General features: G+C 71.4%; 1 protein-coding gene and 1 pseudogene. Both read left to right on the top strand.

From position 1 onward, the window contains the following. Positions 1-354 (top strand): annotated as a pseudogene (locus P1P70_RS44885) (lipase); the annotation flags it as partial. 109 nt (positions 355-463) lie between these two features. Beyond that, the coding region (locus P1P70_RS44880; protein ID WP_319248292.1) for an EI24 domain-containing protein at positions 464-1,171 on the top strand (708 nt) is incomplete at its 3' end.

The following is a 1,171-nucleotide window of genomic DNA, read 5'->3' as shown; positions in this document are numbered from 1 at the left end:
GTCTCCCCGATCCTCTGCCCCATCCACGAGGACACCCCCGGCCCCAGCGCCCCCGACCTCACCGGCCTCGCGGAGGGCCGCCTCCGCTTCCGCCCGATGGGCGACCCGGAGGATCTCACCCCCGGCAGGCTCACCCTCCGCGTCATCCGCGACGAGCTCAAGGCGATCGCGGCCCAGCGCGCCAAGGAGGACCCCGCCCTCCACTACCTGGACGGCCTCTCCCTCTACGGCGAGCAGGACGCCACCGCCCTCCCGCTCCCGGACGACCTGCACCCGGACGCCGAGACCCACCACCTCATCGGAGAACGCTTCGCGGAGCTCGCCTTCACAGCCAAGGGCGCGTTCGCGCCCTGAAAGGGGCGCCGGGAACTGCGCGAGCAACCACAACGGACCCGCACTCGCCGGACAACCCCCACCCCCCGAGCTCTCCTGCGCAAACGCACCGAACGATAAAGTGCGCCCCATGCGCGATCTGAGGGTGGGTTTCCAGTACCTCGTCCAGGGCCAACGCTGGGTGGCCAGGCACGGGAAGCAGTACGGCTTCGGCCTGATCCCGGGCCTCATCACCCTGGTCCTCTACATAGCCGCCCTCGTGGCCCTCGCCGCCTGGGGCCCGGACTTCGTCACCTGGGCCACCCCCTTCGCCGACGACTGGTCCAGCCCCTGGCCGGGCCTCTTCCGCGGCCTCCTCACGGCCGTCCTGTTCGCCCTGGCCCTGGCCCTCGCGGTCATCACCTTCACCGCCGTGACCCTCCTCATCGGCCAGCCCTTCTACGAGAACCTCTCGGAGAAGGTCGACCGGGACGTCTCACCGGACGGCACCGCCCCGGAGTCCCACCTGCCGCTCTGGCAGGAGCTGTGGATCTCGGCCCGCGACAGCCTCCGCGTCCTCGCACGGGCGCTCGTCTGGGCCGTCCTGCTCTTCGCCCTCGGCTTCGTCCCGTTCATCGGCCAGACGGTCGTCCCGGTGATCGGCTTCTTCGTGACCGGCTTCTTCCTCACCGAGGAACTGACCGCCGTCGCCCTCCAGCGCCGCCGCGTCGAACTCCGGGACCGCCTCGCCCTCCTGCGCTCCCGCAGGACGCTGATCTGGGGCTTCGGCACTCCGCTGGGCCTCGCCTTCCTGGTGCCGTTCGTCGCCGTCTTCCTGATGCCGGGCGCGGTCGCGGGC

The sequence above is a fragment of the Streptomyces sp. MB09-02B genome (assembly GCF_033794485.1).
GTDB lineage: Bacteria > Actinomycetota > Actinomycetes > Streptomycetales > Streptomycetaceae > Streptomyces.
The sequence above is the reverse complement of the archived record's forward strand: the minus strand, read 5'-3'. Positions and strand labels throughout refer to the sequence as shown.